Below are 6,619 nucleotides of genomic sequence, written 5' to 3'. Positions count from 1 at the left end.
ACCCGATGGACGACAACACCCAGTTCCAGGTCCTGGTCAACGACGAGGAGCAGTACTCCCTGTGGCCGGCGGACAAGGAGGTCCCGGCGGGCTGGCGCCCGGACGGCAAGCGCGGCACCCGCCAGGAATGCATGGACCACGTCGACGAGGTATGGACGGACATGCGCCCCCGCAGCCTCCGCGAACGCATGGCGGCCGGCTGACCCGCCGGTCCGCGGTCGTGAGTGGTAATTCGCGTTCTAACCCGAATTACCACTCACGACAAGCCGCGGCAGACCACGACGTCAGGCGCTGACCTGCCGTGCCCGGTGCTCGGCGACATGCACGCGCGTGGCACACCGCGTCGAGCAGAACCGGCGCCGCCCGTTGCGCGAGGTGTCGACGTACGCCGTTTCGCAGCCTTTGCGGCTGCAGATCCCGAGACGGTCCGGGGCCTCGCAGACGAGATGGGCGAGCCCGCCGGCGGTGTAGGCACGCACGCGTCCGACCGGCCCGGCATCCTCGGCGGCGTAGTGCAGGTGCGGCGGCTTGCCGTCGTGGGTGGTGATGTGCGGACGGCAGGCGGCCTCGGCGAGCAGCTCGTTGACCAGCTCCGGCCGCGCCTCGGGCCCGGCGGCGAACACCGGACGCAGCCGGGCGGCCCAGGCGCCGATCAGTGCGGCTTCGCCGTCGGTCAGCGCCGGGATGGCCATGCCGTTGCGGACCATGCCGTCGAGCAGCTCGCTCGCGGACCCGGCGTTGACCAGATCGGCGGCGACGAGCGCGGCGGCACCGCCGTAAGGGTTGAAGTGCACAAAGCCATTACATCAGGATCGCGCCATGAACCCAACCCGCTGCCCCCGCTGCGGCTGGCCCCTCGCCGAACTCCCGGCATCCGCGGCCCGGCCCGTCTCCCACCGCCTCGACTACGTCCGCTGCCTCTGCGGAAGCTGGCTGACCCGCCTCGACGGCGAAGTCGTCGGCGCCACCCGGCCGTCGCGGTGACTCACCGACCGCACCCACCCCTGCCGGTCGACGCGCGCTGAAAGGCGCTTTCGTCTCATCTGGTGCGGCGAAAGTCCCTTTCGCCGCACCAGATGCCAGGAAAGCGCCTTTCAGTTCACCCACGCGCCACCCGGCCGTCGCGGTGACTCAGAGATCGAGCACGCCCGCCGCGTTGTCGTTCCACTGGTCGACCCGGCGGATGTACTCGTACAACGCCCGGCTGCCGCGCACCCAGCGGCCCTGGTCGGCGATCGCCAGGTCGTCCGCGCCCGCGCGGCGGGCCTCCGTGGCGAAGCCCGAACGCAGCGAGTGCCCGGTCACCGGGTACGGCAGGCCCGCGCGCACACCCGCGCGGGTCAGGATCTGGTTGACCCCGGCCGTGGTCAGGGCCGCCTCGCCGACGTTGCCGTGGCGGTCGACCCGGCGGAACGCCGGCCCCTCGGTGATCCCGGCGCCGGAACGCCACGCATGCCACGCCCGCACCGGGTCGGTCTCCGGGCTCTCGCGGCGCGGGACGACCATGTCGCCGGTGCTCTTGCCGTGCCGCACGGTCACCGCCAGCCCCCGGTCGTCGACCGGCTGCACATCGGTGACCAGCAGGTTCGCCAGATCGGAACACCGGGCCGCGATCGGGAATCCGATGAGCAGCATGGCCCGGTCGCGCGCGCCCGCGAGCGTGTCGGGACACGCCCGCGACATCGCCCGCAGGTCCGTGAGCGTCACCATCGTGGCCTTGCCGCGGCCGCGCTGGATTCCCTCGCGCGCGAGCCGCCGGCGGTAGCCCTTGAGCGCGCGCCACGCCGCCCGGCTGGCTTCCGGGTCGACGACGACCTTGTGGTGCCGCAGCCCGGCGAGTGCCCCGGTGAGGCGCCGCTCGATCGTCGACGGCGCCGCCGGGGCGGCCCGCTCCGGCACTTCGGGCACCGTGCGCTCGGCCGGGCGCAGCGTCCGGCCGCGTTCGAGCCACACCACGAACCCGGTCAGCGCGCCGATCGACGCCGACAGCACCGGAATCCCCGCTTCGGCGGTGTAGTCCTGCCACACCTGCCAGTCCTGGGCGTAGGCCTTGAGCGTGTTGGGCGGCCGCTGGTCGTCGACGTGCCGGGCCGCGGCTTCGTCCAGCAACGCCAGCCGGTCCTGCGGGCTGAGCGCGGCGTCGGTCACCGGTTCCAGGTCGGGCACGGCACGCAAGGTTACGGGATGTCGCGCTCCGAGGGCAGGAACCGGTCCAGGGCGTCGGCCACTTCGCCGGGCCGTTCCAGCGTCTGGATGTGCGGCGCGCCGGGGACGACCTCGAACTTCGCGCCGCCGCCGATCCGGGCGGCGATGGCGGCCATGCCTTCGACCGGGATCGACGCGTCCGCCTCGCCGGCGAGCGCCAGCGCAGGCGCCGGGAAATCGCGGAGCCGCTCGTAGACGTCGAGGCCGCCGTAGCCACGCCAGATCGACGCCCACGTCGCCGGATCGAACGACGCCACGCAGTCGCGGGCGTACCGCACGCCGTCGGTGCCGGCGGCCAGCGCGTCGGCGGTGAACCAGCGTTCCAGGGTCGGGGCGATCAGCGGGGTCATGCCGCCGGTCTCGGCGAGGCGGGCGCGTTGCTCGAACGCCTCGGGCACCGGCCGGTCCGGCGCCGCCATCAGGGTCAGGGAGGCGAACCGGCCGGGCGCGGCGACGGCGGCGGTCTGCGCGATCGCCCCGCCCAGCGACAGCCCGGCGACGTGCGCGGTCTCCAGGCCCAGCGCGTCCAGCACGGCCAGCAGGTCGGCGCCGGTGGCCGCCATCGTGAACGGCAGCGGCGCCCCGGCGGCGGTCCCGTGCCCGCGGACGTCGTAGGCGAACACCCGGCGGCCCCGGGCGAGCCGGTCGAGCACCGGGTCCCACATGCGGCGGTCCAGGCCGAGGGAGTGGACGAGCACGACGGCGGGCCCGCGCGTGCCGCGCGTGGTCACGGTGGTCTCGTGGTCGGACGCGGAAATCTGCATGCCTTGATCCTTCCGTGGCCGTCCACGGAAAATTCCGCGGGACCCTGTCGATCCGCCCGGGCTTCGTTCGTGTCAGCGGTGAGACACCGAGGAGGACGACATGCAGCAGTACCTGCTCAGCATCTACCAGCCCGACGGCCCCACCCCGCCGCCGGAAGTCCTGGACGGCATCATGAAGAAGCTCGACGCCCTGAACGCCGACCTCAAGACGGCCGGAGCCTGGGTGTTCGCCGGCGGCCTGCACCCGCCGTCCACCGCGACGGTGCTGCGGGCAGCCGACGGCGACACGCTGGTCACCGACGGCCCCTACGCCGAGGGCAAGGAACACCTCGGCGGCTTCACGATCATCGCCGTCCCCGATCTCGACGCGGCGCTGGCGTGGGGCAGCCGCCTCGCCGACGCGGTCGCGCCGCTGCCGGTCGAAGTGCGGCCGTTCCAGGCATGACCGTCGAGGACGTCTTCGCCGCCGAGTACGGCCGCGCGGTGTCGGTCCTGGTGAAGGTCTTCGGCGACATCGACGTCGCCGAGGAGGCCGTGCAGGACGCGTTCGCCGAAGCGGTCCGGCGGTGGCCGTCCGCCGGGCTCCCGCCGAGCCCGGCGGGCTGGATCATCACCACGGCCCGCAACCGGGCCATCGACCGCCTGCGCCGCGAGGCCGCCCGCGAGGACAAACATGCCCAGGCGGCGCTGCTGCACGCGGAAGCCGAACCGATCGAGGAGGGCGCCGTGCCCGACGAACGGCTGCGGCTGATCTTCACCTGCTGTCACCCGGCGCTGTCACGGCAGGCGCAGGTCGCGCTGACGCTGCGGCTGCTCGGCGGCCTGACGACAGCGGAGATCGCGGCGGCGTTCCTGGTCGCCGAGCCGACGATGGCGCAGCGGATCGTCCGCGCGAAGAACAAGATCCGAGCCGCACGCATCCCGTACCGCGTCCCCCGCGACGCCGACCTGCCCGCCCGGCTGTCGGGGGTGCTGGCGGTGCTGTACCTGATCTTCAACGAGGGCTACACGGCCAGCGCGGGGGAGCACCTGGTCCGCGACGACCTGTGCCGCGAGGCGATCCGCCTGGCCCATGTCCTGGCCGGCCTGATGCCGGACGAGCCGGAGGTGTGGGGCCTGCTGGCGCTGATGCTGCTGGTCCACGCCCGCCGGGCGGCCCGCACGACGGCCGAGGGTGTCCCGGTGCTGCTGGCCGACCAGGACCGTTCCCGCTGGGACGCGCGGCTGATCGCGGAGGGACAGGAGATCGTCCGCCGCTGCCTGCGCCGCAACCAGCCGGGCCCATACCAGATCCAGGCGGCCATCCAGGCGGTCCACAGTGACGCACCGACCGACTGGCACCAGGTGAAGGCCCTCTACGACCAGCTGCTGGCGGCAACACCGACCCCGGTGGTGGCCCTGAACCGCGCGGTCGCGATCGCCGAGGTCGACGGCCCCGCCGCGGCGCTGGAGCTGGTGGAGGGTCTCGAGCTGACCGGGTTCCCGTTGTTCCACGCGATCCGGGCGGACCTGCTGGACCGCCTCGGCCGGGCCGGGGAGGCGGCCGAGGCTTACGGGACGGCGATCGAGCTGAATCGCAACGGTGCGGAGCGGGAGCTTCTGCGTGGCAAGCTCGCCGCGTGCCGTCAGCGGGTCTCGGGGGACAGGACGTAGGAGAACCGGCGCCCCGGGTCTGGCAGCGTCAGGTCTGGCACTGCGAGGTCGCCGCGCTGGACCAGTTCGACCAGGCGCCCCCCGCGGGCCTCACGTGGACGCGGATCGTGATTTTGACCGGGCCACAGATGCGGGTGGAGGTGGCGACGGCGATCGGGCCGACGGTGGAACGCCGCTGCACGGTGGTCCGGCCGCTGCCCATTTTCATCCAGTCGTCGCCGTCGCCCTGCACGTGGAGGTACGCCTCGTACTCGACCGATGAGGCGTGGGCGCGGGAGTTGGTGATGACGACGTGAGCGGTGATGTCGCGCCAGAAGATCTTCCCGTCCTTCCAGCGTTCGGCGGAAATGCAGCCCTGGGCGCCGATGTTCTGCGTTGAGATCCCGCCACCGCAGGCGACGGCAGCAGCTTGAGCCTCGACGGGGAAGGTGAACGCGGTCACGGCGGCTGCCGCGACGAGGGCTCCCGTACGCTTTATGAGCCGGGCAGTTTTTGTCATGGAGAAACCGTACCCGCTTTTCCGACATCCTCGCAGGTCAGAGGCTTCGCGACCCTGATTTCCAGCGCAGAAGAGTGAATTCCCATGGCAGTTTCTCGCCCAACCTAGGTAATGGCACCCTCTGAATTTCGCCGGATTGTGTGATTTCAGCGAACGTCGACCGCCCGGCCGCGGAACCACCTGGAACCAGTCTCCGGACCGAGCAGCAGTGGTCCGAGGCCGACGCGTCTGGGCACCGTCGCGGTCCGAGCCTTGAGTCGCCAGCCCGCGTACGAGGCCTCCCAGTTTTGAGGGCCCTCGGCGACCTCCCGGCGCTCTGACTTTGGATATGTGACCTTATCTCAACCTAGAGCCCGCCGACTTAATCTTCTAATTTTGAACAGATGCTTCTAGTTCTGATCAGAAGCTTTGATAGGGTGCTGACCATGACGGAAGACGCTGGTCAGATCCGGGTTTGCGAGTACCGGAGGTGCGGAGCGCCGCTGCCGCCGGCGGTGGGGCGGGGGAGCCGGGCGCGGTTCTGCCAGGACGGGAAGACCTGGGGGCGGCGGAACCTCAGCTGCCGTGACGCCGAGGCCGTCCTGTCGGACGCCGAGTCGTTGCGGGAGGCCGACACCGAACTCGACGACACCGCCGTCACCGCGCTCGCCGGTCAGGTCGACCGCGTGCTCGAACCGGCTCGCGGGCTGGTCGAGACGCTCACGACCCTGCGTCACCAGCTCGAAGCCACCACCGCCGCCGCGCTTGCCGAACGGGATGCGGCGCTTGCCGAGGCGACCGAACACCGTCGTCAGCGTGGGCTCGCCGAGGCCGAAGCCGCGCGGGCCCGTGAGACCGCCGACGAGGCCTCGGACATCGCCGCGGCCGCCGAGAAGGAGAAGGCCGCGGCGCTGCGGGAGCGCGATGCCGAGCGTGTCGCCCGCAAGGCCGCGGTGCAGGAACAGCAGCGCGCCGAAGGGCAGCTGGCCGCCGTCCGGGACGAGCTGGCCCGGGTCGGCGAGCGAGCCGAGGCCGCCGTCGCGTTGGCCGGGGAACGGGCCTCGGCGATCGCGAGCCTGACCGCCGAACTCGCGGCTGCCCGCGCCGCCCTGGACGAGGAACGCGCCCGCGGGGAGGCGGCCGCAGCGTGGGCCGAAGCCCGTGCGGACGCAGCCGGCGAACGGCTCGACGCGGCCCGCCGCGAACTGGCCGAGGCAGCTGCCGCACACCAAGCGGCGCAGGCCGAGGCGGCCGAACGCGCGCGGGCCGAGGCCGAGCAGGTGCGTGCCGCGTTCGACCGGCGGCTGGCCGAGCTGCAGGCCGCGCACGAGCAGACCGTGCGGTCGATGCACGAGACAACCACCAGCCTCGGCGCCGAGCTGCGCGCGTGCACGGGCCGGGCCGACAACGCCGAGCGTGCGCTGGCCAGGGTCCTCGACGTCCTCCGCGGCGTTCCCGAACTTCCGGAGGACGTGCGAGCGATGCTTAAGTAGTTACTTGACTGTCCGGCACGATCGGA

9 protein-coding genes are annotated in these 6,619 nt (G+C 72.3%); 5 read left to right on the top strand and 4 right to left on the bottom strand.

All coding sequences use genetic code 11. The features are described 5' to 3' along the window. Positions 1–5: 5 nt before the first annotated feature. Positions 6–203 carry an MbtH family protein gene (locus ABJI51_RS31140; protein WP_348954609.1) on the top strand — a complete coding sequence of 66 codons (198 nt, stop codon included), beginning with the start codon at positions 6–8 and terminating at the stop codon, positions 201–203. Positions 204–284: 81 nt separating this feature from the next. On the opposite strand, the gene ABJI51_RS31135 is transcribed toward ABJI51_RS31140, so the two are convergent. Next, positions 285–794, bottom strand: a complete 510-nt coding sequence (locus tag ABJI51_RS31135; RefSeq protein ID WP_348954608.1) for a CGNR zinc finger domain-containing protein — start codon at positions 792–794, stop codon at positions 285–287. A gap of 25 nt (positions 795–819) precedes the next feature. Between ABJI51_RS31135 and ABJI51_RS31130 the strand changes: the two genes are divergently transcribed. Further along, positions 820–984 (top strand): hypothetical protein, encoded by a 165-nt coding sequence (locus tag ABJI51_RS31130; RefSeq protein WP_348954607.1) that lies wholly within the window; start codon positions 820–822, stop codon positions 982–984. A 147-nt stretch (positions 985–1,131) separates the two neighbouring features. On the opposite strand, the gene ABJI51_RS31125 is transcribed toward ABJI51_RS31130, so the two are convergent. Both ABJI51_RS31125 and ABJI51_RS31120 read right to left on the bottom strand, forming a co-directional pair. Further along, positions 1,132–2,166: a site-specific integrase gene (locus ABJI51_RS31125; protein ID WP_348954606.1), complete on the bottom strand. Its 1,035-nt coding sequence runs from the start codon at positions 2,164–2,166 to the stop codon at positions 1,132–1,134. An 11-nt stretch (positions 2,167–2,177) separates the two neighbouring features. After that, positions 2,178–2,969, bottom strand: coding sequence for an alpha/beta fold hydrolase (locus ABJI51_RS31120; RefSeq protein WP_348954605.1), 792 nt, complete (start codon positions 2,967–2,969; stop codon positions 2,178–2,180). A gap of 100 nt (positions 2,970–3,069) precedes the next feature. Between ABJI51_RS31120 and ABJI51_RS31115 the strand changes: the two genes are divergently transcribed. Together ABJI51_RS31115 and ABJI51_RS31110 are read left to right on the top strand one after the other, a co-directional pair. Next, positions 3,070–3,414: a YciI family protein gene (locus tag ABJI51_RS31115; protein ID WP_348954604.1), complete on the top strand. Its 345-nt coding sequence runs from the start codon at positions 3,070–3,072 to the stop codon at positions 3,412–3,414. Continuing rightward, positions 3,411–4,622, top strand: coding sequence for an RNA polymerase sigma factor (locus ABJI51_RS31110; RefSeq protein ID WP_348954603.1), 1,212 nt, complete (start codon positions 3,411–3,413; stop codon positions 4,620–4,622). The genes ABJI51_RS31115 and ABJI51_RS31110 overlap by 4 nt, the downstream gene beginning before the upstream one ends. Before the next feature lie 28 nt (positions 4,623–4,650). Here the strand turns inward: ABJI51_RS31110 and ABJI51_RS31105 are convergent, their stop codons facing one another. After that, positions 4,651–5,121 (bottom strand): hypothetical protein, encoded by a 471-nt coding sequence (locus ABJI51_RS31105; protein ID WP_348954602.1) that lies wholly within the window; start codon positions 5,119–5,121, stop codon positions 4,651–4,653. A gap of 425 nt (positions 5,122–5,546) precedes the next feature. Between ABJI51_RS31105 and ABJI51_RS31100 the strand changes: the two genes are divergently transcribed. Then, complete coding sequence (locus ABJI51_RS31100) at positions 5,547–6,593, top strand: hypothetical protein (protein WP_348954601.1); 1,047 nt, start codon at positions 5,547–5,549, stop codon at positions 6,591–6,593. Positions 6,594–6,619 lie beyond the last annotated feature (26 nt).

This window comes from Amycolatopsis melonis (genome assembly GCF_040064235.1).
In the GTDB taxonomy this organism is placed as follows: Bacteria; Actinomycetota; Actinomycetes; order Mycobacteriales; family Pseudonocardiaceae; genus Amycolatopsis; species Amycolatopsis melonis.
Note: the sequence above shows the minus strand (reverse complement) of the source record. Positions and strands in the feature narration are given on the sequence as shown.